A 25,688-nucleotide genomic window follows, 5' to 3' on the forward strand; every position below is an offset into this window, starting at 1 on the left:
GCGAAAGCCTATTTACATGAATAAATTGAAAAAGTGTGTTCTTGCTTTATTTTATATCGCGTCTTTGAGTGTAAGCAACCTGCTAATAAGTGAATTTTTGATTCCGACAGTCTTTGCGCAGACTTCTATTGTGGTTACAGTTAATGGCAACCCCATCACAAATTACGATATACAAAAGCGCCTTGCTTTTCTCAGATTGCAACAAAAGCAAGGGAATTTGGTGGCACAGGCTAAAAAAGAACTTATCGATGAAAAGCTAAAAAATATTGAAATAAAGCGTCGTGATATTGAAGTAAGCAATGATGAAGTTGATAAAGCTTTTGAGAATTTTGCGACACAAAATAATATGACGATTGATCAGCTCAACCAGATTCTGATCCAAACTGAGATCACTGTGCAACACTTTAAAGATTACATCCGTGGACAAATAGGATGGGGGCGTCTTGTTAGCGCACGCTATCAAGCTGAAATAGGTATGATTAGCGAACAAGAAGCTGTACGCAGAATATTAAAAAATGGTGGTGTAAAACCTTCAACCAACGAATATACATTACAGCGAATTGTTTTTGTCATTCCTGCACATCGTCGTTCAGAAATCTTTGAAAGACGTCAAAGAGAAGCAAGCAATTTTCGTGCACATTTCCGTGGGTGTGCTAATGCTCACAATCAAGCAAGAGGTATTTTAGACGTTACTATCCGCCACTTAGGAAAGTTTCTAGAGCCCCAACTTCCCAATGCATGGGAACAAGCTATTCTTGCAACGCCTGCTGGAAAAATGACAAAATTACAAGAAACATCTGATGGAATCGAAGCAATTGCTGTCTGCAAAATAAAAAGAGTTTCTGATGATTATATCGCTCGACTGATATTTTCACTTCAAGATAGTAAAAAAAGAAGCCCACAAAAACTTGAAGAATTAAGCGACAAATATTTAGAAGAACTGCGGCGAGTAGCACGCATTCAAAATTCATAATGGCTGCTCTTATTGTTAGCGGTGGTGATCCTGCCGGAATTGGTCCTGAAATAGTACTAAAAGCGTGGAATTTGCGTGTTACGCGCCAAATTCCACCTTTTGTGCTTCTTGCTGATCCAGATGTTATTCGTTCGCGTGCTCGTTTTTTACAGATTGATGTTGAGGTGCAATCTGTTTTAATCAATAATTCCGCAAAAAATTTTCAAAACGCTCTTCCTATCATACCGTTAAAAAACAAACAAAGTGATCAATTAGGTATACCTTCATCGAATAATGCCGCTGGAATCATTGAAGCAATTAAACGCTGTGTTCAATTGATTAAAAATGGCCATGCATATGCACTTATCACTTGTCCTATTGCAAAAAAGAATCTTTATGATGCCGGTTTTCAATTTCCAGGTCATACAGAATTTTTAGCCGATTTAGCCCATAAAGCTTTTCATAAATGTTATCATCCAGTTATGATGTTAGCAGGACCTCGATTAAAAACAGTACCAATAACTGTTCATATTCCATTTAAAAATGTTCCTTCACAGCTTACCCGTGATTTAATTATTCAAACGATACTTATTACTGAATGTGACTTAAAAACACGGTTTAAAATAACGTCACCCCGACTAGCTGTTGCTGGTCTTAATCCTCATGCTGGAGAAGGAGGTGCAATGGGAAAAGAAGATATTGAAGTTATCACTCCCGCTATTGAATATCTTAAAAAGAAAGGACTCAATATTGCAGGCCCGCTGCCTGCCGACACAATGTTCCATGAATGCGCAAGAATGGCATATGACGTTGCCATTTGTATGTATCATGATCAAGCTCTTATCCCTGTTAAAACATTAGACTTTGATAGCACTGTTAATGTCACATTAGGTCTACCTTTTATTCGCACCTCTCCTGATCACGGAACTGCTTTTGATATTGCTGATAAAGGGATAGCCTCTCCCGAAAGCTTTATTGCTGCTCTTAAACTTGCAAATCAACTTGCCGAAAATAGTTTAATACCATGCCAATAGATAATCTCCCTCCTCTGCGTGAAGTCATTGATATATATGGATTACAAGCGCATAAATCTTTAGGGCAAAATTTTCTTTTTGATCTTAATTTAACATCTAAAATTGCTCATCACTCAGGCAATATAGAAGGAAAACCTGTTCTTGAAATTGGTCCTGGTCCTGGAGGTCTCACACGTGCCTTGCTAGCAAAGGGCGCCATTGTAACAGTAATAGAACGCGATGAGCGCTGCATACCAGCTCTCTTAGAAATAGAAAAACACTATCCTAAAAAATTAAAAATTATTTGTAATGATGCACTGAAGCAAGACTTCTCAAAACTCTTTGAAATAAGCCCAGAAAAACCTCGCATTATTGCAAATCTTCCCTATAATATTGGGACACAACTCTTATTAAATTGGCTTTTGACTGAACCATGGCCTCCTTTTTATGAATCAATGACATTGATGTTTCAAAGTGAAGTTGCCAAACGGATTACAGCTAAACCTCAATCTACTCATTATGGACGTCTTAGTGTCTTAACTGGCTGGCGTACTACTGCTAAAATTGCTTTTGATGTGCCCCCTCAAGCCTTCATACCAATACCTAAAGTAACTTCTTCCGTTGTTCATATTATTCCGCGAACACAACCTCTTGCCTGCTCTGCACAAAAACTAAGCCTCGTCACAAAAACCGCCTTTGGACAAAGACGAAAAATGCTTCGTCACAATCTCAAAACACTTGGAGGTGAAGTGCTGTTAGAAAAAGCTGGAATTGATGGAACGCGCCGCGCTGAAACGCTCTCAGTTTCCGAATTTGTCACTTTAGCGCATCTAGTGCTCTAAAAAATAGGCTTTTTGTTATGCAATCTTTTTTAATCAAGACATTTATCGATCTTTTCAGCAATAAGCCTATCAATAAAAGAGCCAAGATAAGAACAACGCTCACGTTTTGCGGTTTCAGCTAAATAAATTGATTTAATCAAAGATAAAGACTGATCTAAATCTTCGTTAATCACAACATAATCATAAGAAAGCCAATGCTTTAACTCCGTTCGTGCATTTTCCAATCGTAAATTGATGATATCCTCACTATCTTCTGCTCGACGATGTAAACGCGAAAAAAGCTCTTTCATTGATGGTGGAAGGATAAAAACAGATACAGTGTCTCCTAGCATATTTTTTTGCAGCTGCTCGGTACCTTGATAATCAATGTCAAATAACATATCCCGACCAGTACTCAATGCGTTTTCAACAGTTTCACGTAAAGTGCCATAATAATTTCCGTGAACTTCTGCCCATTCAATAAATTCATCTCTATCACGCTTATATTCAAACTCTTCCTTTGAAATAAAGTGATAATGTAGTCCATCTACTTCACTAGGACGCCTTTTCCTTGTGGTCATACTTACGGAAAGCTCTAATTGTCCATCTTTTAGAAGTAATCGAGAAATTGTTGATTTACCAGCACCTGAAGGTGAAGAGAGAATAAATAAAAAACCGCGGCGTTGATTTATTTTTATAGCACTCAATTTACTTTCAACGACTGTCATTACATCACTCTACTTTGTCCATAAATGTTTCTCTCAAATTTGAATTATACATTATCTCAACCTTACCCCTAATCAATGTGTTTTCTTACCAGTACTCAATGTTATTCTGCTCTTTTTTGAGATAAGTTATTAGCAGTACATTCACTTCTTTCTTAAATATTTTTATCCATACGCTAATCCCACTTGTGACAGACAAGAAAATGATTTTTTTAAAAGTTTAAATAGAAAAATTTTACTATATTCTGGATTCTCATTTACGATGCAAAAAGATGTATTACCATTATCAATTCAATGTTTTGCCTTTAATTCTCGCCACTTGCGAACATTCATATTATGTTCCTCTAAAGTTCGAGAAAAAACATGCCCTCCTGAACCATCAGCAACAAAATAAAGTGCATCACTGCTTGGTGGATGTGCCACCGCTTTCAAAGAATCTCGACCTGGATTTGCAATAGCTGTTGGAGGTAACCCATTAATTTTATAAGTATTATATGGTGTTTCCTTCTCAAGATCTGAACGATAAATTGCACGACCGGATGGTTTTCCTTTTCCTCCAAAGAGACCATAAATTACTGTTGGATCCGATTGAAGACGCATATGCTTTGTAAGGCGGTTATAAAATACCGCAGCAACCATTGGTCTTTCTGCTGCAATTCCCGTTTCTTTCTCAACAATTGAGGCTAATATAACAAATTCATCAATTGATTTAATGGGTAAATCAGGTGAACGCGTAGCCCATATAGCATGAATTAATTTTGTCTGTCCTTCACGTAATCTGTTTACAATCTCTTTACGCGTTGTCCCCCGAATAAAATGAACAGTATCCGTCATTAAACAGCCCTCTGGAGGCAAAATTTTTGGAAGGTCTCCAATCAAAATTTGATTCGCAGCTAATCGATCGAAAACTTGCTGAACCGTTAAACCTTCAGGTACTGTAAATGTATACTCAATAGATTTTCCTTTCACAAGAATATCCATAATATCCTGCATCGAAGCATGAGCCGGAATTAAATATTCACCAGCCTTCAGATGCGTTGTTTTTTGGTGATAACCAACCCCATAAACAAAAATATCTGAGGATCGAATGAAACCACGTTTTTCTAGCAATGAAGCAATTTCACGAATTCCTGTACCAGGATGGATAAGAATAATTTGTTCTTCCTCAATTTTTCCCTTTTCTTCAAAAATACTTTTTCCAATATAAAGAGGAATACTTATGGCGAAAAGAATAATCACAATCAGCATAAGAAAAAAATGACCGAGAACAACCAACGGATTACGGACGATAGATGATTTCTTTCGTTTTTGATGTATTAACATGTCATAACTATCTGCTAAATGATTCGAAGAGGAATCACTTACGTTCTTTAATGATTTTCTATTTTTCACATCGGATATAACCCCTCAATAGCGATTAAGGACAATATTATAATTTCTCATTCACCTTATAATAAGGTAGAAAACTCAAAAGCAGAAATTAAATAAAAGTACTTATTATCCCCTAAAACGTCGCATCACCAACGATGCATTTGTCCCACCAAATCCAAAAGAATTAGAAAGAATCGTATCAATCTTTCGTTCACGCGGTTTATGTGGTACAAGGTCGATTTTTGTTTCAATCGATGGATTGTCAAGATTAAGTGTCGCTGGGGCTATATTATCCCGTATAGCTAGAACAGAAAAAATAGCCTCAGCAGCACCGGCGGCACCAAGCAAATGCCCGATAGATGATTTCGTTGATGACATAGAAACTTGTGGTGCATAATTCCCTAAAACACGCTCAACAGCTGCTAGCTCTATGGAATCAGCCATCGTTGATGTACCATGAGCATTAATATAATCAAGTTCACTCACATTCACTTGTGCCCGCTTAAGAGCAGCCATCATACTACGCTGAGCCCCTTCACCCCTTTCTGAAGGCGCTGTAATGTGATAAGCGTCACCAGATAAACCATAGCCAATAACCTCAGCATAAATACGCGCTCCTCGTTTTCTGGCATGCTCAAGCTCTTCTAAAATAACAACTGCCGCTCCTTCTCCCATCACAAAACCATCACGATCAGTATCATAAGGACGCGATGCCCGTTCAGGATCATCATTGCGACAAGTAGAAAGAGCTCTACAAGCTGCAAAACCTGCAAGAGATATCCGATTTATCGGAGATTCGGTCCCTCCTGCCACCATGACATCTGCATCACCAAACATAATTAAACGTGCCGCATCACCAATCGCATGTGCCCCTGTCGAACAAGCCGTTACAACAGAATGATTAGGCCCCCGTAAACCATATTGAATAGACACATAACCAGAAGCAAGATTAATCAAACGACCTGGAATAAAAAAAGGAGAAACACGACGTGGGCCCTTATCACGAAGCGTATAACCAGCTTCAACAATGCCCTTAACCCCCCCAATTCCGGAACCAATTAACACACCTGTACAAATCTGATCTTCATCGCTCTTAGGAAACCATTCGGCATCTGCAAGCGCTTGGTTAGCAGCAGCCATCGCATAAACAATAAATGCATCAACTTTACGTTGCTCTTTAGGTTCCATATACAAATCAGCATTATAGGTCCCCTCTGTTCCATCCCCTAAGGGAATACGCGCAGCAATCTGACATGGCAAATCTGATACATCAAACTCAGTGATACGTCGGACACCACTTCTTCCTTCAAGAAGTCGTTTCCAACTATATTCAATATTACCAGCTAATGGAGATACCAATCCTAAACCAGTAACAACAACACGTCTCATAACTTCTAACCTTGAACTAAACTTCACCTCTCAAAGCTTTCTTTTCAAAAGAGCTCCGAAGAATATAGGCAAAAGCAATTTATGCCTTTGCCCTTTAGTAATCATGCAGAAGCTTTATCAATGAACTTGACTGCATCACCAACTGTGAAAATCGTTTCAGCAGCTTCATCTGGAATTTCTACCCCAAACTCTTCTTCAAAAGCCATAACGAGTTCAACCGTATCAAGGCTATCAGCCCCTAGATCATCGATAAAGCTTGCATTTTCTACAACTTTATCAGCATTAACCCCAAGATGTTCCACAATAATTTTCTTAACGCGCTCTACTGTATCACTCATGTTGAAATCCTCGAATTTATATTTTCCTATAACTTGGTTAACTATATCAGCTCATCTAATCAAGCAATAGATGGATTACTTTAAAAGATTTTAGCAATGATTTAAAACATCCTGTGGATATCCCCTACAAAATGAACCAATTTGACATTCTGACATCAATTGATCAACAACCATGTTAAAGAAATAGATGCATCTTTCTATTTCAATCGTTACTATCTAAAATAATACAACTCATAAATCAATGTGGAATAAAATAAATACTCAAATCATTGCCATTCCACCATTGATATGGAGTGTTTGACCTGTCGTATAGGCTGCTTCATCGCTTGCTAAATAAACAGAAGCAGCAGCTATTTCTTGCCCACTCCCCATACGCTTCATTGGAATCACAGCCATAATGGCTTCTTTTTGCTTTTCATTAAGCTTGTCTGTCATTGCAGATTTAATAAATCCTGGAGCAATACAATTGACAGTGATGTTTCGCGAAGCAATTTCTTGTGCCAATGCTTTAGAAAAACCTATCAAGCCTGCCTTTGCAGCACAATAATTCGTTTGTCCGGGATTTCCCACAACACCAACAACAGATGTAATATTAATAATCCTTCCATAACGGCGGCGCATCATAGAATGTATTAATTCACGCGTCAAAAGAGAAGCAGCTGTTAGGTTAACTTCTAAAACATCATCCCAGTCTTTATCTTGCATACGTACAAAAAGACCATCCCTAGTGATTCCCGCATTGTTAACCAAAATATCGACGCCATCCATTTCTCTTTCTGCAACTTTAGCCAATTGTTTAATCGATTGGCGTTCAGAAAGATTAGCGGGAAACACAAAAACATTCTGCCCTAATTCTGCCGCCACTTCTCTAAGCTTTTCTTCACGTGTTCCATGAAGTCCAACAATGGCTCCTTGTGCATGAAAGCAGCGTGCAATTGCCTCACCAATTCCTCCCGAAGCCCCCGTTACAAGAGCTTTACGTCCTATTAATCTAAACATTTTTTTTAACTCCTTATTAAACACCAAGCATGCCTAGCGCTGATTCTATTTCATCAACTGTTCCCAGTGTTACCCCCCTTATATCTTTGTTAATACGACGCGTTAAACCTGTTAATACTTTTCCAGAACCAACTTCAAAAAGCGTATCAACCCCATTAGCAGCAATCAATTCTATTGTTTCACGCCATCGCACCCTCCCAGTCACTTGTTGGACAAGAAGAGTAGCAATACGCTCTGGATTGCTCTCAGGTGCAACAGAAACATTGGCAATCAAAGGAACAATAGGGGGAATTTTGTTAACAGTCAAAAGTGCTTTCTTCATGGCATCAGCCGCAGGTTGCATTAAAGATGAATGAAAAGGTGCAGAAACTGGAAGAAGAAGTGCATGTTTTGCACCTTTTGTTGATGCGATCTCTACCGCTGTCTCAACTGCTTTTGCTTTACCTGAAATAACAATTTGCCCACCACCATTATCATTAGCAATCTGACATAGTCCTTCTCCAGAAACAGTTTCGCAAATTTCTTCCACAATGTGCTCTTCCAAACCAATCAGTGCTGCCATAGAACCTTCACCAACCGCGACAGCAGCCTGCATAGCATTGCCACGAACACGCAAAAGTCTTGCCGTATCTGTGAGAGTAAATGTACCAGCAGCACAAAGAGCCGAATATTCGCCTAAAGAATGACCAGCAACAAACCTTACCTTTTCTTCTATACGAAACCCTAATTGTTTCATCACACGAATGACAGCCATGGATACCGCCATTAATGCCGGTTGTGCATTTGCTGTTAACGTTAAAACATCTGCTGGTCCTTCAAAAATGATCTTTGATAATTTCTCACCCAAAGCATCATCAACTTCTTCGAAAACCATCCGTGCGGCAATAAATTGCTCTGTAAGCGCCTTCCCCATACCAACAACTTGACTCCCCTGCCCTGGAAAAATAAAAGCTGCACCCATTTATCAACTCCTAAAATTGTACAATTAAATTATTTTCTTTTGACCTTATTCATCCGCACAAATCAAGATAAAGCCCTTTATTTAAAACGAATACCACTCTTAAAATTATATTTTAAGGGCGGAATTTGATATAAAAACTTAGGAAAATAGGGTGCTATAAACTGAATAACACCCAAACTTATGAGACTTCCTAAAATTGCACCTGCTAAAATATCAAAGGGATAATGTACACCCACAAAGATGCGCGCCCAACCGATCAAGCACAAAAAAACCGTGGCAAATTTAAAAGCAACTTTATATCGATAAAAATAAAAGTTAGCTGCATAAGATGCAATGGTCAAGGCATGATTACTAGGAAAAGAAGCTGTTGCACGATGTTGAATAAGCGGTGTCGTCAACCCTACCACGAATGGGCGAGGATGAAAATAAAAAAGAGAAATGAGATAACCTATGAAAAGAGCCGTACAAATACTCATGCAAATGCTCAGCACGACACATCGTTCCCTCTCCCCACCACAAAACCACAACGCACAAAGATGGAAAGGAATAATATAAATTAAAAACTTTGCACAAAAAATACTAAACAAAATTACAATCGACCAAGCTTGATGATTGCCAACAAACATTTCAAAGAGTGTAACATCAATCTGGTTTAAAAAGTCCATTTTTCTCTCCTTATGTTACAGTACTATTTTTAGAAGAGAGAAATATATCAAAATTTAAAAAATCAATTTTTTTATGTGCATAAACTTGCTATTTTAAAAGATAACCTGTAGATATGAAATGTTCGTTGCCGGCGCTTTAGCTGGAGGTTGAACGGAGGGCTGTAAAATATCAGTAGGAAATACAATGTTTCCGGTCTCCCGTGTCTCCGCTCTCGGATGTCTCGAATCGTAAACGCGTCCTTTCTTCTTTGGATTTCCAAAAAAGACAAGTCGCAGAGGCTTTGCGCTAAAACCGGTGAGATTTAATTGAAGAAAGGCAAAACAATGGCTCTTTATGAACATATGTTCCTTGCCCGACAAGATATTGCACCGCAGCAAGTTGATGAACTTTTGAGTCTCTACAAAAGTGTCATTGAAGCACATGGTGGAAAAGTTGGGCGTATAGAAAATTGGGGACTTCGTCCTCTTGCTTACCGTATTCGTAAAAACCGTAAAGCTTATTATGTCTTGGTTAATATTGATGCACCAGCTTCAGTAATTGCTGAAGTGGAGCGTCAGATGCGCATTAATGAAGATATTTTGCGTTATATGACCATTCGCGTAGAAAAACACGAAAAAGAAAAATCTGCTATGCTCTCACACCTTGATCGCAATAGTCACATTGGACACGATGAAGAGCGTCCTCGTTTTCCACGTCGTCAACGTGAAAATGCTATAGAAGGAGTAGAATAATGACTGATACTAATCAAAACTCTGCACGTCGCCCCTTTCATCGTCGTCGTAAAACGTGTCCTTTTTCAGGAACCAATGCTCCAAAAATTGATTACAAAGACATCAAGTTGTTACAACGTTATATTTCTGAACGTGGAAAAATTGTTCCTTCACGGATTACTGCTGTTAGTCAGAAAAAACAGCGTGAATTAGCTAATGCTATCAAACGTGCTCGCTTTTTAGGCTTACTTCCGTACGTTATAAAGTAAAAGATCAATATGCTATGCAACTGGAGAGTTTCTCTAGTTGCTTTTCTTATATGGTTTTAAAAAACAGCTTGTTGTATCCTATGTTAGGCTATTAAATATCAAAGTTGGGGTATTGATACGCCCCTAACTGCAGAAAGCAGGACAGCAATAAATGAGAAAAAATCGTACCTATGAGATATTAACCGGTATTTTGGCAGGATTATTTGCTGTTGTGATAGGAATGGCAATCATCAGTGTTGCAAATATCGCACCCTCTTTTTCTCTTCTTCTTGGCTGCTTTCTTTCATTGCCAATTTTTATTGTTGCGTTCGGTCAAGGAACACTAGCCAGTCTCATCGCCCTTATAAGTGCCACTGTTGTTCTTATCATAACCACTAATACTTATATTGCTCTTGGCTTTATGTTCTTATTTTTCCTTCCTGCTGTCTATGCTTCTTGGCTTCTTGGCCTTGCACGACCAGCGCAAAAAGAAAATGAACTGATGTGGTATCCATTATCATCGGTTATTTTTCATTTAACTAATTTTATCGCTCTTATAGCAACTTTCATTGGGCTCTATATTCAAACCCGTCCTTCCACACCCGTCATTGCAAAAAAAATCACCGAAAACATAGCACAAACTCTGCAACAATCACAGTCAATAAAAGAAGTCGATATACGCGCTTTTAGTGAGCTTTTAATGACGCATACAGCAACTTTGACTGCTGTTTCTTTGACTATTTATAGTTTGGTTTTTCTCATTGGTAACCTTTATTTTTCGATGATAGCAGCACAATATATGAAATGGCTGAAAAGACCCCGTGATGATTGGAGCCAAACTCTCCGCCTTCCAATTTCTGGAATTGTTATTTTCATTATTGTTTGCATAGCATCAATGGTTGAGTTGAGCGCTTCTCTTAACTTGAGTACCCGTGTCTTTAGTACTGCATACACTGTTATCATATTAATTAGCGGTCTAGCATATCTTCACAATATTACAAAAGGGGTAAACGGTCGGATTATTATACTTTCTCTTGTTTATATTGCTATTTTAACAGTCGTTTTTGCTCCACCTATTTCTTTCATGATGCTTTTGATGGGAATTTGGGCCGCTATTCAATACAACTTTCAATCACGCAAAAAACTACACTAAATTTATTTGTTCGAAAGGAAAAACTATGGATATTATTCTACTGGAGCGCATTCCTCGTCTTGGTCAGATGGGTGATATTGTCTCAGTTAAAGATGGTTATGCACGTAATTTTCTCTTGCCTCAAGGTAAAGCTTTACGCGCAAATGAAGCTAATAAAAAACATTTTGAGATACAACGTGCACAACTTGAAGCACGAAATCTTGAACGCAAAAGTGAAGCGCAAAAAATTGCTGAAAAACTTGATGGCCAATCATTCATTGTTGTTCGTTCTGCTGGTGAAACAGGACAACTTTATGGTTCTGTGTCAACACGTGATATTGCTGAAATCATAACAGATGAAGGCTTTTCTATTGGGAGAAATCAAATCGAACTTAACCATCCAATAAAGATGATCGGTCTTCACACTATCACTCTTAGCTTACATCCCGAGGTTCAAATTTCTGTGATTATTAACGTTGCGCGTTCTACCAGTGAAGCACAACGCCAAGCAGAAGGTGAAACTCTCACTTCGGCTAAAGAAATATATAATATTCAAGAAGAATTTTTAGAAGAAAGTCAGGAAGAATTATTGGCAGAAGAAATTAATGACAACGATATAAGCAGCTCTCATCAAGAAGCTTAATTGCTATTTTTGCTTTCTGTTTGTTATTTTTTATCCATTTTAAGTATTTCTCATAAAATACTCACACTTTAAAATTGAGTATTTTATGGCTATCATACATAAAAAACCTAACTTTTATGAAAGAATTAGAAGTGTATTATTTAAAGGCATTACATGCCGAGCATGATAATATCACTAAGAGGAAATGTCTTTTGTTTTCCAGCAGAGAAAGCAAAAATAATTTAAAGTTCTACCCTTAAGGGCAAGGTGTGTATGAGCGGTACGTTGATTATATCCTCGCATGATCTGAAATAATTTCAGTTATAAAAAAGTAATTCTACTTACACAGATATTGGAATTTTAAGGTCACATAACTTCAAAAGACTTAAATTTAGAGTACCAAAACTTCTACTTTAAAATCACATATTATAAAATAAAATAGATATTATAAAATAAAATAGATAGATGTTATATAAATAATACACAAATGATAAATGAGCGACGAAAAGAGAGTTTTGAAAAATTATATAATTTTAACCTAAAATGAAGATTTGTAGCTCTATTCTTTTAATTATACGATTTTCAATTTATCGCCCAAAGTAGCTAGACTTGGAATTTTAGTGGAAAAATATTATGGAAGAAACTAACGTTGTTAATGTCAGCTCTTCAAAAAAAGAAGATTCTCCTTCTTTTCGGCAACTTCCGTATAATATTGAAGCTGAACAGGCATTGCTTGGTGCTATCTTTATCAACAATGATTCTCTTGACCGCGTTTCAGATTTTCTAAAACCAGAACATTTTTTTGAACCATTGCATCAAAAAATTTATCATGTTTTATCTCACCTTATTAAAACAGGAAAACGTGTAGATCCAGTTACAATCAAGCCCTATATCCAAATGGAAGACAAAATTGGAGATATTACTGTATACCAATATGTTGTTCGTTTAGCCACAGAGGCAGTCACTATTATTAACGCTGAAGATTATGGACGCGTCATTTACGATCTTTTTATCCGCCGATCTTTGATTAACCTTGGAACTCAAGTTGTCAATACAGCCTTTGATGCTCCTGTAGAGCTCACACCTACCCAACAAATTGAAACTGTTGAAAATCAGTTATTTGAGCTAGCAGAAAAAGGGAAATATGGAGGTGGATTTGAAAATTTTAATGAGGCTATCAAAAAAGCTATCGATATGGCAAGTGCTGCGAAAAAGCGCTCTTCACAATTATCAGGGATAGCCACCCATATTAAAACACTTGATGAAAAAATGGGAGGATTACAAGCATCTGACTTAATTATCCTTGCGGGACGCCCTGGTATGGGTAAAACCTCACTGGCTACCAATATTGCCTTTAATATTGCTAATGCTTATAATCGTAATGCCAATATCCAAGAAAATGAAGGCGGTATTGTAGGATTCTTCTCACTTGAAATGTCCTCAGAACAGCTTGCGACACGTATTATTTCTGAACAAACAGAAGTCTCTTCTTCTGATATTCGGCGTGGTAATATTTCAGATGAACAATTTTCAAAAATTATTCGTGCAGTGAACCAACTACAAAAGGCACCACTTTATATTGATCAAACTGGGGGAATATCAATTACGCAATTAGCTGCTCGTGCGCGGCGTCTCAAACGACAACATGGTTTAGATATCTTATTCATTGACTATATCCAACTCATGACAAGCAGTTCAAAGCGTTCATTAGAAAATCGTGTTCAAGAGATCACAGAAATTACCACAGGATTAAAAGCATTAGCGAAAGAATTGAATATTCCTATTATCGCTCTCTCTCAACTTTCACGTCAAGTAGAAAACAGAACAGATAAACGTCCACAACTCTCAGATTTACGTGAATCTGGTTCAATTGAGCAAGATGCCGACATCGTTCTGTTTGTCTATCGCGAAGAATATTATCTCAAAAATGAAGAACCAAAGTTAGGTAGCTTGGAACATACAAAATGGCAAGAAACAATGGACAAAGCTTTTGGAAAAGCTGATGTTATTATTGCAAAACAGCGCCATGGGCCGACAGGAATCGTGCCACTTGCCTTTCAATCCGATTTCACACGATTCAGTGATCTGGCTGATAGCAATTATCTTCCAGAGCAAATTGGTTAAATTAACATGGTGCGTAGTCGTATTCAATTTATCTGTCAAAATTGTGGAACTGTCCATTCTCGTTGGGCGGGAAAATGTAGTGCTTGTGGAGAATGGAATTCCCTTATCGAAGAAACTATAAATGGCGGCATAGGAAGTGGTCCTAAACAGAGTGCTCGTAAAGGACGCATCGTCACACTCACATCTCTTTCTGGAAATATCGAAGATGCTCCACGTATTCATTCTGGTATTGCTGAACTTGATCGTGTTACCGGTGGGGGCTTTGTCTGTGGATCGGCACTCCTTGTTGGTGGTGATCCAGGTATTGGTAAATCAACATTGCTGACACAAACAGCTGCTGCTTTATCACGCAAAGGATATAATATCATCTATGTTTCAGGTGAAGAGGCTATTGCGCAAATTTGTCTGCGCGCACAAAGGCTTGAAGCTAACAATACAGAAGTGAAACTTGCTGCTGAAACCAATGTTGAAGATATTCTGGCAACCTTAAGCGAACATAAAAACCTTGATATGGTGATTATCGATTCGATTCAAACCCTATGGTCAGATACAGCAGATTCATCACCAGGCACTGTCACACAGGTACGTATCGGTGCTCAAGCAATGATCCGCTTTGCCAAGAAAACAGGAGCCGCCGTTGTTCTTGTTGGTCATGTTACAAAAGATGGGCAAATTGCTGGTCCTCGAGTTGTTGAACATATGGTTGATGGCGTGCTCTATTTTGAGGGTGAAAGAGGACATCATTATCGCATTCTTAGAACTGTAAAAAATCGCTTCGGACCAACAGATGAAATTGGTGTCTTTGAAATGTCGGATAAAGGATTACGCGAAGTGATAAATCCATCCGAATTATTTTTAGGGGAACGTAATAAAAAAGCACCAGGCGCTGCTGTTTTTGCAGGAATGGAAGGGACACGCCCGATACTCGTAGAAATTCAAGCACTTGTTGCTCCTTCTTCCCTTGGGACACCAAGACGTGCGGTTGTCGGATGGGATGGAAATCGTCTTTCTATGATTCTTGCCGTTTTAGAAGCCCATTGTGGCATTCGTTTTGGACAGCATGATGTCTATCTGAACGTGGCAGGTGGATATCGCATATCAGAACCCGCTGCTGATTTAGCTGTAGCCGCTGCTTTGGTATCCTCTCTTACCAATATCGCATTGCCAACGGATTATGTATATTTTGGTGAAGTTAGTCTTTCAGGAGCTACCCGCGCTGTTGCACATTCAGCACAGCGCATCAATGAAGCAAAAAAACTCGGCTTTCAAGGAGCATTTCATCCCACAACAACAACTGAAATGATGAAGTCGCTCAATTTTCAACAAAAAACCTTCTCCGACCTTCCCGAACTCATTTCTACTCTTACCGCAAGTAAAAAATGATCTGCACCACAGATATGATAATATAGAAAAAACTCTATAAAATACAAAAGATTCTTGCTATAAGAACAAAAAATGGCATAACAAAAAATATATTTGCACACAGACTTAAAAGAACACAACTTTATGTATAAGGAACAAACAAATGATCATAACAATCCTTGATGGAATTGTCGTAGTAATCATCCTGTTGTCCGCTTTTCTTGCTATGCTTCGAGGATTTTCACGTGAAGTGTTATCGTTGATTTCTTGGGCAGTTGCAGCTGTTACGACACTGTTTTTATCCAAGCCTGTCTTACCTTTCTTTGAACAATATCTCTCTAATAAAATGATTGCATTGATCACAACATTGGTCACAATTTTTATTATTGTTCTCATTATTACTTCAATTATTACAATGAAGATCTCTGATTTTATTATTGATAGTCGAATTGGTATCCTTGACCGTGCTATTGGTTTTATTTTTGGAGCACTTCGCGGTTTACTTATCATGGTCATCGGTATATTGCTGATTAATGCACTGATTAAACCCGAACTTCAAGCGAATTGGTTAAAAAATGCAAAAACAAGGCCTATTTTAGATTCACTGGGACAAAAAGTTTGGGAAATACTCCCAAAAGATATTGGATCTGTTCTCGAAAAAGCGGAAAATTTGTTTAAAGACAGCAATAAACATACGTATAAGCAACACTCTCATGAAAAGATAATTTTCAAAAATAGAGAATAGTTTTTCATGAGGAAAAAGAACTAAATGATGTAAAATGTGATATTAATGATTTCTCCATATCACAACTGAAAGAATATGATGATAAAAAGCGATGTTTTCTGTCAAGAATTTTCATTAGATGATGATACCCTTCATGAAGAATGTGGAGTTTTTGGTATTCTTGGGCATGAAGATGCAGCAACATTAACAGCTCTTGGACTCCACGCACTTCAGCATCGTGGACAAGAAGCAGCTGGTATTGTTTCCTACCATAATAAAATGTTTCATCAAGAAAAGCATTTAGGTCTTGTTGGTGATCATTATACAAATCCTACAACACTTGCACGCTTACCAGGAAATCGCGCTATTGGACATACCCGTTATTCAACAACTGGAGAGGTAGCATTACGCAATGTTCAACCCCTTTTTGCTGAATTGAAAGCTGGAGGCATTGCTATTGCTCATAATGGTAATCTTACCAATGGTCTTACATTACGCCGTGAACTCATCGCTTCTGGAGCTATCTGCCAATCAACATCAGATTCAGAAGTTTTTCTTCATCTTATTGCCCGCTCACGTTATGAATCGTCCTCTGATCGTTTTGTTGATGCAATTCGAAAAGTAGAAGGTGGGTATGCTATGTTAGCGCTCACGCGTACAAAACTTATTGCTGCACGCGATCCAACAGGAATTAGACCCCTGGTGATGGGAGAACTTGATGGTAAGCCTATCTTTTGTTCTGAAACTTGTGCTCTTGATATTATTGGAGCAAAATATGTCCGTGATGTTAAAAATGGAGAAATCATCATATGTGAAATACAAAAAAATGGGGAAATTACTAAAAAAATTATAAAACCAAAAAATGCAAAACCAGAAAAACTTTGCTTGTTTGAATATGTTTACTTTGCTCGTCCGGACTCAATCGTTGGAGGGCGTAGTGTCTATACAACACGCAAAAATATGGGGATCCGTTTAGCACAGGAAGCCCCTTGTGAGGGCGATGTTGTGGTTCCTGTTCCTGATGGAGGAACCCCTGCCGCAATTGGCTATGCACAAGAAATTGGAATTCCCTTCGAGCTTGGTATTATTCGTAATCACTATGTTGGCCGTACTTTTATCGAACCAACACAACAAATTCGTGCTTTTGGTGTTAAGTTAAAACATTCTGCAAACCGTCCTGTGATTGAAGGAAAACGTGTTATTCTTGTTGATGACTCTATTGTACGTGGAACAACATCCCTTAAAATTGTGCGAATGCTGCGTGATGCAGGAGCAAAAGAAGTTCATATGCGTATTTCTAGCCCTATGATTTTCTATCCTGACTTTTATGGTATTGATACACCTAAAGTTGAAAGCCTTTTAGCAAATCAATACCCGGATTTAAAATCTATGTGTGATTTTATTGGAGCGGATTCATTAGAATTTCTTTCAACGGATGGATTATATCTTGCTGTAGCAGGGGAAAAACGGAATAACGCCGATCCACAATTTACTGATCATTATTTTACTGGATATTATCCTACGCATCTGGTTGATCAAGAAAATCTCTCCAAAATTCATCAATTATCTGTTCTTAAAACAAGAGATTAATGATGACAAAACGTAACTTTAGTCTCCGTGGGCGTGTTGCACTTGTTACTGGCGCATCAAGAGGAATTGGCTATTATTTGGCACTTGAGCTTGCTGCACGCGGCGCTCATATTATTGCTCTTGCACGAACAGTCAGTGGACTTACTGAATTAGATAATCAAATCCAAGAAAAAGGGGCTCATGCAACCCTTGTTCCTTTTGACTTGCATCATATGGAAAACATCGATACTCTAGTTCTTTCAATTGCCAAACGCTGGAAAAAACTTGATATTATCGTTGCAAACGCAGGAATCCTCGGAACACTCTCACCAATAGCGCATATAGAAAACACGGTATTTGAAGATGTTTTTCAAATAAATCTTTTCAGTCAATGGCGTTTAATGAAAGCAGTTGAGCCTTTATTACGTGAATCTGATGCTGGACGAGCCATTCTGTTATCCTCAAGCGTTGCGCACGCTACGCGCCCTTTCTGGGGAGCTTATGCAGCCTCTAAAGCGGCTTTAGAGGTGATTGCCCGCTGTTGGGCAGAAGAACTCAAACAAACCCCTATTAAGATTAATTGTGTCAACCCTGGTGCCACACGTACTGCCATGCGCGCTGAAGCTATGCCCGGTGAAGATCCACAAACTCTTCCTTCACCACAAGAGGTTGCAAAAAAGATAGTACATTTGTTATCACCTGATTTAAAGGAAACTGGAAAACTCTTTAATGTCCATAAAAATCGGTTTGTAGATTATCATGTACCTGATTGATCATCATCTAAGAAGTAAATCGTTTGACTCTCTCTTTTTCCTGTGCTTCTCAACAGAAGAATGAAGCCGCTTTATGATTCTTGGATAGCTTTAGCCTCAGCCTTTTTCTCTTCTAAAGTAATACGTTTATTATAAGCAATAAAACTACAGGGGAGAAAAATCATATAGCTAACAGCTGTAATCAATAAAGTTTTCCATGTGTACGTCGCAAGAAAACCTACATAAATAACAATGACCAACATGCACGGTATAACGATATCGCGCCTTAAATTTTGATCAATTGTTTTTGCATTCCATACTGGTAAACGACTAATCAAAAGAAAAGCTATAATTACAGTATAAAGACTAAAAAATAATGCCCACCCCCAATTGGGGACCAAACCAAGAGCGCCTAAATAGGTAGGCAATAAAAGTAATAATGCTCCTGCTGGTGCTGGAACACCAACAAAATAACTTTTCTGCCACGTAGGTATATTGTTGTTATCCAACATCACATTAAAACGTGCTAATCGCAAACAACAAGCAACACAATAAACAAGGGCTGCAACCCAACCAATGTGATTTGCTTGATTCAAGATAAAGGAATAAACAATAAGTGCAGGGGTAACACCAAAATTTATAACATCAGCAAGAGAATCCATCTGTGCCCCAAAAGATGAACTACCATCTATTAAACGGGCAATGCGACCATCAGCACCATCTAAAACTGCGGCCAAAAGCACCATTAAAATAGCAGCTTCATAGCGATGTTCAAAAGCCAAACGAATGCTGCTCATCCCTGCGCAAATTGCTAAAATAGTAATGATATTGGGAATGACATACCGCATTGATGTAGGTGAACGCCGCCGACTTGCGACATCATCATGCTGCCCCTCAGGATTGAATGAAGAAAATGGCGAAAAATTTTTCATTGTGAGTCCTAATCGTATCTGAAGTCCGTTGTAGCACTCTTATCATCAAAAGAACCCAAAACTGTTTCTCCAGCAATTGCTGTCTGTCCAACTGCAACACGCACTTTCATTTCGGTTGGTATATAAATATCAAGGCGAGAACCAAAACGAATCAATCCAAATCGCTCACCAGTCATAACGGCATCGTTTTCTTTTGACCAACAAACAATCCTGCGTGCAACCATTCCCGCTATTTGTACCATACCAATTTTACCATGTTTGCTATCAATTACCACCCCATTACGCTCATTAAACTGGCTAGCTTTATCAAACTCAGCATTGGTAAATCGACCTGGATGATAAACGATAGACTCTACTGTACCACTGATAGGAATACGATTAATATGGCATGAAAAAATATCCATAAAAATGGAAATACGGATCATTTCATCTTTCCCTAATCCTAATTCTTCAGGTGGAACACATGATTCTACAAATGAAATACGCCCATCTGCAGGCGACATAACCCAATCTGAATTCAAAGGGATCACACGATCTGGATCACGGAAAAAGTATATACACCACACTGTGAGAACGAGACCAAACCAAAACAACGGGCTCCATATCCAACTAAGAATGAGCGAAATAACAAAAAACGCTACAATAAAAGGATAACCTTCTTTATGAACCGGTACAAAGCTATTATGAAAAGATTGCAGAATACTCATATAATTTCCTATTCATCGTAAACTTAAACAAGCAACAAATCTTTTTGTTCCCCTTGTGTCTTTTTATGTATTTAATCAATCACTCCATATAAAGATATAGAACATTTTGCCCTATTTATTTTTTACGATTAACAACACTCATCTCATCTTCTTCACGCATTTTACGTAATTTTTCTTCAGCTTTCGATGCTTCAAGCTGCTTATTCCACATTGAAGCATATAAACCTTTCTTGCGTAACAGCTCTGTATGCGCCCCATTTTCAATAATACGACCACTTTTAAGAACCAAAATTTCATCAGCGTTAATAACAGTAGAAAGACGATGAGCAATAATTAATGTTGTACGTCCACGGCTTACAATATCCAATGCTTGTTGAATTTCCTGTTCCGTCGCCGTATCAAGAGCCGCTGTTGCTTCATCTAGAATAAGAAGTGGGGGGGCTTTTAAAAGTGTCCGTGCAATAGCCACACGTTGTTTCTCTCCACCTGATAATTTGAGACCTCGCTCTCCTACCATAGACTGAAAACCTTCCGGTAAAATTTCAATAAATTTTGATATTTGTGCCATTTCAGCAGCTTTACGCATCTCTTCATCTGTAGCACTTGGACGCCCATAGCAAATATTATAGGCAATTGTATCATTAAATAACACCGTATCTTGTGGAACCATGCCAATCGCTTCACGCAAACTCTTTTGTGTTACATCACGAATATCCTGCCCGTCAATTGTGATAGAGCCCGCATCAACATCATAAAACCGAAAAAGCAATCGAGAAATAGTGGATTTACCTGCACCCGATGGACCGACAATGGCGACTGTTTTTCCTCCAGGAACTTCAAAATCAATATCTCTGAGAATCTGACGTGTCGAATCATAGGAAAACTTTACCTGATGAAAACGAATGGTCCCATCACTTATCTTTAACGGTTTAGCATCCGATTTATCAACGATCTCCTGCTGAACATCTAAAAGATCAAACATTGCTTCAATATCCGTTAAACCTTGTCGAATATCACGATAAATTGAACCAATAAAATTCAGCGGAATGGAAAGTTGCATTAAAAGAGCATTAATAAAAACAAAATCTCCCAAAGTTTGTGTCCTATAAAAAACTTCATAAGCTGACATCAGCATCATGATCGTCATTCCAATACCAAAGATAAGGGCCTGACCAAAATTAAGCCAGCTTAACGATGTCCAAATCTTTGTTGCGGCTTTTTCATAACCTACCATAGAAGCATCAAATCGATCGGCTTCTAGAGTTTCATTACCAAAATATTTCACCGTTTCAAAATTCAAAAGAGAATCAACAGCACGCGTATTGGCCTCAGTATCTGCCGTATTCATTTGTTGCCGAATACGAATGCGCCAATCACTCGCCTTAATGGTAAACAAGATATATAATCCAACCGTTACAACAACGATGAAAAGATAATGCCACCCATAACTTATGTAAAATACAAGTGCCGTTAATATAAATTCTAAAACTGTCGGTACTGTATTAAGAATTGAAAATCTTACGATCGTTTCAATTCCTTTTGTACCACGCTCAATCACACGAGAAAGCCCACCAGTTCGTCGTTCCAAATGAAATCGCAAGGATAACTCATGCATATGTACAAAGGTTTTATAAGCTAATTGACGAACAGCGTATTGACCAACAGTGGCAAAAAGGGAATCGCGTAATTGATTTAATCCAGCCTGCATAATACGTGCGACATTGTATGCCAAAACGAGCATGATGGGAATAATCCAGCTGGGTGAGAACCATTCAGGTAGCTGAAAGCTTGAATCAAGCATATTCGTAGAATATTTAAAGAAATACGGTACAGATATAAGAACGAGCTTAGCCAAAACAAGATAAAATATTGCCCATAGCACACGCATTTTTAGATCACGCCGACCTACTGGCCACATATAGGGCCATAAATTGTAAAGTGTGTGCAGAGTTTTCCCTGTATCTGATGATACAGTTTTTGTCATTTCATTGCGTTTCATAAAGTCCTTACTTCTCTATCATCCACACAAAAAGGCAAAATACCCCCTGTGGTTGTCTATAGGTTCATCTCTTCATTACGCTTTCAATAAGCTATACTTAATCGTTGTTTAAAGTTAGACTGTTTTTGAAAAAGGAACAAGAAATAATCCACTATACAATTTATTATTTTGATCTGTGTTTTCATACCACTCTGCTGCAAATAAATTTTCAACTTTTACATGTTTTTTTTTCAATTCTGCATGAAGCCACTTTTTTGTTTTACAATCTCTTTAAGTCCATCATCAATAACTTCACCATTTTCTATTAAAATCGTCGATTTCTTCCCCTCTTCCTTTTTAGTGACAGTGCAATCACCATTGGTTTCCAAACGAACAAAAGCAGCTTCATGTAAGTGACACCCTTTAAGACGTAACATCGTAATGAGATCATTAACATTGATCCCTAAGTTCTTAATCTTATCCATTTGGAAAACCCCATCTAAAACTAATGTGACATTCCGCCCTGCAATAAGACGACGAAAAAAAACTGAATAGCGTGCAAAAAAATTAAAAGATGTAATCAAGGTTTGCCAGATGAGTAAAACAAGCAATAATTGAATGCTACTAATATTCTGATTATAAATAACTCCTCCAATAATACCTCCCATGACAAAATTACTGACCAAATCAACTGGTGTCATCTGACTCAGACTCCCCCGCCCCGTCGTCCTTAAAATAAATAAGAAGGCAACAAGACCTACAGCTAGCTTAAGCGTGATATATCCATAATGATATAAAAATTCCATCAAACTTTCCTCCCTTTATTTATGTAAGCTGCTGGAATAGGAAAATTAGAACCGTTTTATTTCCCACACCGTTATGCGCTTACCATTCTGCGGGTCCTTACTATCTTTTAAAAGAACCCCCTCGGCTGCAAGCTCATCACGAATTGTATCCGCTGCTTCCCACTCTTTATTATGGATAAGTTGTAGTCTTTCAGCAATGCGTTGATCAATAAATTTTGAATCAAGAAAATTTTTTTTTATAAATAATGGACAGTCTATTTCTTTAATCCATTCTTGTCGTAACAGTCCTAATAAATTCATCCCATTAGCAAGAGCCAAAGCATTCCCTTCTTTATAAAACTTTCGCAAAAGAGTCAGTGCTTTTGGAGTATTAAGATCATCACTGAGTGCATCTATCAAAGTATCATCAATTGCTTCATTATTTTCCATCTCACTTTTTTTGCTGCGAAGCAATTCATACCAACGATACAGTTCGCCGCTCGATTGTATTAAACGCTGCGCTGTCCAATTTAATGGTTCACGATAATGCGTTTGCAATATCGAAAAACGTGCAGACAAACCAACCCAATTTTGCTTCATTTCATCGGTTAAAATACCATTAAACTCCAAAAAATTATTCTCTAAAACAGAACGAATAGTTATGAAATTGCCAAAGCTTTTCGACATCTTTTTACCTTCAACTTGTAAAAAACCATTATGCATCCAAAAATTCGCCATTCGCTCCGTCCCAAAAGCGGAACAACTTTGTGCAATCTCATTTTCATGATGAGGAAAAATTAAATCAAGTCCACCACCATGGATATCAAAAACATTCGCGGTCGGATCATCACAGGTTAAACCACCGCCATAGGGCGCTAATAACTTTGCCATTGACATCGCAGAACATTCAATATGCCAACCTGGACGACCTAAAACAGGAATTCCGGCCGGCGATTCCCAACCTGGCTCCCCTTCCACAGAAGGCTTCCATAAAACAAAATCCATCTCCTCCTTTTTATAAGTAGCAACATCAATACGCGTTCCCGCCCTCATTTCATCTAAAGAACGATTTGCAAATGCTCCATAATGGGGAGGATTTTTTATGCTACTTACAGAAAACAATATATGATTTTCCGCTTTATAAGCATGCCCCTTTTCAAGCAATCTTTCAATTAAAGAACGCATCTCCTCTAAATGCTCGGTGGCGCGCGGCTGGCTGGTTGGTAATAGACAACCAAGTGCTATTGTATCTTGTTGAAACTGGAAATATGTACGTTCTGTTAATTGACGAATAGCGTCATTCAGTGACAAGTTTGGATATTCGCAAGCTGCTCGTGCATTAATTTTATCATCAACATCTGTAATATTACGCGCATATAGAACATGCTCATTGCCATAAACATGACGTAATAAACGAAATAAAATATCAAAAACAATGACAGGGCGTGCATTTCCTATATGCGCATAATCATAAACTGTCGGGCCACAAACATAAAGACGTACTCTTGTCGCATCTATTGGTGTAAAATTTTCTTTTTTACGTGTCAACGTATTATAAAATCGCAACTCTTTCATTATTGACTCCATGGACGGTATTATGCACCACTCCTTTTAGATGTATCTTATCTCAAATTATCGTATTACGCGGTTTAAGCTAAAAAATTTTATCTTATAGTAAATTCTCCGTACCATTTTCCCATTGTATTGAGGCTGTATCCATCATTTATCATAAAAACAATCTATTTTATTTGATTGAACAAAGGCATTCTATGCATTAGAGATGCTTTCCCTCCTTAAAGAAAACGAGCTTAGAAAAAATTTTATAGGCAATACAATATAAATCTATGCGAAAAATAGATAGCTTGCAGGAAGAAAATTTTAAATTTTTAACCACACAAAGCTTCATCAGTATTTTCAATATTCCACAATGGGTTCCTTACTGCCTCTTACGCCCTATATTTATAATCAATAATTGAGAATAATGTAGCAATTAACTCTATTTTTTTACACCATTCTCATGACAAAAATATTTTATCTGTACAAAGTTTTATTCAAAGAAAGCAATAAAAATAATGCGTAATAGATTGATGAACATCATTATTTTAATATTTCTTGTCATTGCAACGCCAACCTTTGCGCAACAATCTCCACCTTATGAAAAAAAATTGCTTCGGCTAGCAGAAATTTTGGGATCACTGCATTCTCTCCAAAATCTTTGCGAGCCTCTAACAAATCAATGGTATGATTATATGAATGCACTGCTTGAAGCAGAACACCCCATTCCACAAAGACGTGCTTATTTTTATGAAGCGTTTAATGAAGCGTATCGTGCTTTCTCAGAAAATTATCATCATTGTACACAATCAGCCATTGAAGCCAATAAAAGATACATTGAGGAAGGAAGAATTTTATCTGAAAACCTCCTCATGCATTATAAATAATTAATCTATACAAAAAGTATCTCTCTTAATTTTAGCGATATCAATGATACTCCTCTCACAAATGCGGGGAGCAATAGACAAGCTTTGAAAATAGAGAGGCTTTTAAAGAATAATATCTTGATACGCTTTTATTCGTATGAGCGCCTTTTCCCCCATACAAAATCGTTCTTTGGCTTCCGCTCCACACCTCAAAGGACGAAGATTTTTAACTAAATTTGCTCTGTAAATAATCTAGGTTCTTTTTGAACAAGGTTCTTCTTGGCTTTCCACTCATGTAATTTGCTTCATAGCTTCTACAAACAAGCCTAAGCATATTCACCACGCATAAAAAAACACTTACGCGCCAAAGAGGCTGACATACCCTATA

At 37.8% G+C, this 25,688-nt stretch carries 24 protein-coding genes and 1 pseudogene; 13 read left to right on the forward strand and 12 right to left on the reverse strand.

What is annotated here, in order from left to right; genetic code table 11:
* Positions 1-16: 16 nt before the first annotated feature.
* From ACFIJS_RS01210 to rsmA, 3 genes are read left to right on the forward strand one after another with little or no spacing between them, the layout of a single operon-like run.
* A complete protein-coding gene (locus ACFIJS_RS01210; protein ID WP_375649084.1) occupies positions 17-973 on the forward strand; it encodes a SurA N-terminal domain-containing protein in 957 nt (318 codons plus the stop codon).
* Positions 973-1,986, forward strand: coding sequence for a 4-hydroxythreonine-4-phosphate dehydrogenase PdxA (gene pdxA, locus ACFIJS_RS01215; protein WP_375649086.1), 1,014 nt, complete (start codon positions 973-975; stop codon positions 1,984-1,986). The genes ACFIJS_RS01210 and pdxA overlap by 1 nt, the downstream gene beginning before the upstream one ends.
* Positions 1,977-2,807, forward strand: a complete 831-nt coding sequence (gene rsmA, locus ACFIJS_RS01220; protein ID WP_375649088.1) for a 16S rRNA (adenine(1518)-N(6)/adenine(1519)-N(6))-dimethyltransferase RsmA — start codon at positions 1,977-1,979, stop codon at positions 2,805-2,807. The genes pdxA and rsmA overlap by 10 nt, the downstream gene beginning before the upstream one ends.
* Before the next feature lie 29 nt (positions 2,808-2,836).
* Here the strand turns inward: rsmA and gmk are convergent, their stop codons facing one another.
* The 7 genes from gmk to ACFIJS_RS01255 form a co-directional block, all read right to left on the reverse strand.
* Positions 2,837-3,514, reverse strand: coding sequence for a guanylate kinase (gene gmk / locus ACFIJS_RS01225; protein ID WP_375649090.1), 678 nt, complete (start codon positions 3,512-3,514; stop codon positions 2,837-2,839).
* Between the two features lie 288 nt (positions 3,515-3,802).
* Positions 3,803-4,912 (reverse strand): endolytic transglycosylase MltG, encoded by a 1,110-nt coding sequence (mltG, locus tag ACFIJS_RS01230; protein ID WP_375649302.1) that lies wholly within the window; start codon positions 4,910-4,912, stop codon positions 3,803-3,805.
* 96 nt (positions 4,913-5,008) lie between these two features.
* Complete coding sequence (gene fabF / locus ACFIJS_RS01235) at positions 5,009-6,271, reverse strand: beta-ketoacyl-ACP synthase II (protein ID WP_375649093.1); 1,263 nt, start codon at positions 6,269-6,271, stop codon at positions 5,009-5,011.
* Between the two features lie 101 nt (positions 6,272-6,372).
* Positions 6,373-6,609, reverse strand: a complete 237-nt coding sequence (locus ACFIJS_RS01240) for an acyl carrier protein (RefSeq protein WP_004860281.1) — start codon at positions 6,607-6,609, stop codon at positions 6,373-6,375.
* Positions 6,610-6,870: 261 nt separating this feature from the next.
* Positions 6,871-7,608 (reverse strand): 3-oxoacyl-[acyl-carrier-protein] reductase, encoded by a 738-nt coding sequence (fabG, locus tag ACFIJS_RS01245; RefSeq protein WP_375649095.1) that lies wholly within the window; start codon positions 7,606-7,608, stop codon positions 6,871-6,873.
* 16 nt (positions 7,609-7,624) lie between these two features.
* The gene (gene fabD, locus ACFIJS_RS01250) at positions 7,625-8,569 is read right to left on the reverse strand and encodes an ACP S-malonyltransferase (protein ID WP_375649097.1); all 945 of its coding nucleotides are present in this window, start codon (positions 8,567-8,569) and stop codon (positions 7,625-7,627) included.
* Between the two features lie 77 nt (positions 8,570-8,646).
* Entirely contained in the window at positions 8,647-9,234 is a 588-nt protein-coding gene (locus tag ACFIJS_RS01255) for an undecaprenyl-diphosphatase (RefSeq protein ID WP_375649099.1), read from the reverse strand.
* Between the two features lie 324 nt (positions 9,235-9,558).
* Here ACFIJS_RS01255 and rpsF point away from each other — a divergent pair, with 324 nt between their 5' ends.
* The 9 genes from rpsF to ACFIJS_RS01300 all read left to right on the forward strand — a co-directional run bounded on the left by rpsF (position 9,559) and on the right by ACFIJS_RS01300 (position 18,499).
* Positions 9,559-9,966, forward strand: coding sequence for a 30S ribosomal protein S6 (gene rpsF, locus ACFIJS_RS01260; RefSeq protein ID WP_375649102.1), 408 nt, complete (start codon positions 9,559-9,561; stop codon positions 9,964-9,966).
* On the forward strand, positions 9,966-10,214 hold the full coding sequence (gene rpsR, locus ACFIJS_RS01265) for a 30S ribosomal protein S18 (RefSeq protein ID WP_012754957.1): 249 nt from the start codon (positions 9,966-9,968) through the stop codon (positions 10,212-10,214). The genes rpsF and rpsR overlap by 1 nt, the downstream gene beginning before the upstream one ends.
* Before the next feature lie 151 nt (positions 10,215-10,365).
* Positions 10,366-11,346 carry a hypothetical protein gene (locus ACFIJS_RS01270; protein ID WP_375649104.1) on the forward strand — a complete coding sequence of 327 codons (981 nt, stop codon included), beginning with the start codon at positions 10,366-10,368 and terminating at the stop codon, positions 11,344-11,346.
* A 25-nt stretch (positions 11,347-11,371) separates the two neighbouring features.
* Positions 11,372-11,968: a 50S ribosomal protein L9 gene (gene rplI / locus ACFIJS_RS01275; RefSeq protein WP_375649106.1), complete on the forward strand. Its 597-nt coding sequence runs from the start codon at positions 11,372-11,374 to the stop codon at positions 11,966-11,968.
* A 612-nt stretch (positions 11,969-12,580) separates the two neighbouring features.
* Complete coding sequence (locus ACFIJS_RS01280; RefSeq protein WP_375649109.1) at positions 12,581-14,071, forward strand: replicative DNA helicase; 1,491 nt, start codon at positions 12,581-12,583, stop codon at positions 14,069-14,071.
* Between the two features lie 6 nt (positions 14,072-14,077).
* A complete protein-coding gene (gene radA, locus ACFIJS_RS01285; protein WP_375649111.1) occupies positions 14,078-15,454 on the forward strand; it encodes a DNA repair protein RadA in 1,377 nt (458 codons plus the stop codon).
* A 142-nt stretch (positions 15,455-15,596) separates the two neighbouring features.
* Positions 15,597-16,178 carry a CvpA family protein gene (locus ACFIJS_RS01290; protein WP_375649114.1) on the forward strand — a complete coding sequence of 194 codons (582 nt, stop codon included), beginning with the start codon at positions 15,597-15,599 and terminating at the stop codon, positions 16,176-16,178.
* Between the two features lie 75 nt (positions 16,179-16,253).
* Positions 16,254-17,747, forward strand: coding sequence for an amidophosphoribosyltransferase (gene purF / locus ACFIJS_RS01295; RefSeq protein ID WP_375622868.1), 1,494 nt, complete (start codon positions 16,254-16,256; stop codon positions 17,745-17,747).
* Between the two features lie 2 nt (positions 17,748-17,749).
* The gene (locus ACFIJS_RS01300) at positions 17,750-18,499 is read left to right on the forward strand and encodes an SDR family NAD(P)-dependent oxidoreductase (RefSeq protein WP_375649305.1); all 750 of its coding nucleotides are present in this window, start codon (positions 17,750-17,752) and stop codon (positions 18,497-18,499) included.
* 71 nt (positions 18,500-18,570) lie between these two features.
* Here ACFIJS_RS01300 and pssA read toward each other — a convergent pair whose 3' ends face one another.
* From pssA to cysS, 5 genes and pseudogenes are all read right to left on the reverse strand, one after another.
* Positions 18,571-19,410 (reverse strand): CDP-diacylglycerol--serine O-phosphatidyltransferase, encoded by an 840-nt coding sequence (gene pssA / locus ACFIJS_RS01305; RefSeq protein WP_375649116.1) that lies wholly within the window; start codon positions 19,408-19,410, stop codon positions 18,571-18,573.
* A gap of 8 nt (positions 19,411-19,418) precedes the next feature.
* Positions 19,419-20,117 (reverse strand): phosphatidylserine decarboxylase, encoded by a 699-nt coding sequence (locus tag ACFIJS_RS01310; protein ID WP_375649118.1) that lies wholly within the window; start codon positions 20,115-20,117, stop codon positions 19,419-19,421.
* Positions 20,118-20,232: 115 nt separating this feature from the next.
* The gene (locus ACFIJS_RS01315; RefSeq protein WP_375649120.1) at positions 20,233-22,116 is read right to left on the reverse strand and encodes an ABCB family ABC transporter ATP-binding protein/permease; all 1,884 of its coding nucleotides are present in this window, start codon (positions 22,114-22,116) and stop codon (positions 20,233-20,235) included.
* Between the two features lie 114 nt (positions 22,117-22,230).
* Positions 22,231-22,901: pseudogene (locus ACFIJS_RS01320) on the reverse strand (DUF421 domain-containing protein).
* Positions 22,902-22,946: 45 nt separating this feature from the next.
* Entirely contained in the window at positions 22,947-24,455 is a 1,509-nt protein-coding gene (cysS, locus tag ACFIJS_RS01325; protein WP_375649123.1) for a cysteine--tRNA ligase, read from the reverse strand.
* Between the two features lie 497 nt (positions 24,456-24,952).
* Between cysS and ACFIJS_RS01330 the strand changes: the two genes are divergently transcribed.
* A complete protein-coding gene (locus tag ACFIJS_RS01330; protein ID WP_375649125.1) occupies positions 24,953-25,321 on the forward strand; it encodes a TIGR02301 family protein in 369 nt (122 codons plus the stop codon).
* The last annotated feature ends 367 nt before the right edge of the window (positions 25,322-25,688 follow it).

It is taken from the genome of Bartonella sp. OT172YNZD, assembly GCF_042193725.1.
Taxonomy (GTDB): Bacteria; Pseudomonadota; Alphaproteobacteria; order Rhizobiales; family Rhizobiaceae; genus Bartonella; species Bartonella grahamii_A.